Below are 937 nucleotides of genomic sequence, written 5' to 3' on the forward strand. Positions count from 1 at the left end.
TTGAATCGGGCGAAATGTAAACCCGAAGCTGTTGAGTTAGATCCCAAAACGATTCGTTTTAGCCAAAGTTCTGTAAATGGTGCTGCTGATTTAACTCATAGTATGAGAAAGAATGGGTGGACTGGAGACCCCATTGATGTTGTTAGAATGAGCGATGGAAAATTAACAACTATTGATAATACCAGAGTACTTGCAGCATCCAGAGCAGGGATAAATGTCAAAGCAAGAATTCATGATGGTTCATCATCTTTGCCAAATGAATTTATTGAACGCTTTACTACTAAAAAAGGAACGCCTTCTTCCTGGGAAGATGCAATACAATTACGAATTGGTAAACAAGCTTCTAAATACAAAAATGGTTATCCTAACGGGTCAAATATAATAGGGTCATTGGACTAATATGGAACAGCTTCTACTTGAAAAAGAACTACCAGTAGGGTTTTCTTATCCTGATGAGTTTAAAAGAATAGTATTACAAGGCTTACTGGATTTTGATCCGTGGCTCATTCTTCAGGGCGAGAGACTGAGAATTCGCTTTAATGGAATAAAAAGCCGTTATCCATCACGTGAATTAATACCTTTTGCAAGAAGAGAGGATAACGATGATGTTGCTTGTTGGGAAGTTAATAAGCCAGGTAAGGTTATAATTATTCATGACTTCGCCAGCGAAGGTTACGAAAATGTCCAGGAAATTGACAGCTTCTGGGACTGGTTAAGAAGCGCTCTTGAAGCTACGATTGAATACGATGGAGAGTAAAGTTTAAAAAGCCGGAAGCGATCTTAACGATCCTTCCGGCTTGTTCTGTTTAGCTGTCCGCTGTCAGAATCAGTCAGTCCTGTACAACCTTTACCGTTTACTTTTGATCGACCTCAAATCTCAACTCAGCCAGCTACTTCCCGGTAATATATCGCGTCTCTTCTGAACATAGCAGACCAT

1 protein-coding gene and 1 pseudogene are annotated in these 937 nt (G+C 39.7%); both read left to right on the forward strand.

Translation table 11 applies throughout. The annotated features are described in order from the left end of the window. Positions 1-399: pseudogene (locus tag LQK91_RS21910) on the forward strand (hypothetical protein); the annotation flags it as partial. A gap of 1 nt (position 400) precedes the next feature. After that, on the forward strand, positions 401-757 hold the full coding sequence (locus LQK91_RS21915; RefSeq protein ID WP_008927156.1) for a hypothetical protein: 357 nt from the start codon (positions 401-403) through the stop codon (positions 755-757). Positions 758-937: the final 180 nt, after the last annotated feature.

The organism is Pantoea sp. MHSD4, assembly GCF_021043305.1.
GTDB lineage: Bacteria > Pseudomonadota > Gammaproteobacteria > Enterobacterales > Enterobacteriaceae > Pantoea > Pantoea eucalypti.

Excerpts from the sequence above, each read along its gene's own strand:
- LQK91_RS21915 (WP_008927156.1), top strand. The coding sequence starts at position 401 with ATGGAACAGCTTCTACTTGAAAAAGAACTACCAGTAGGGTTTTCTTAT.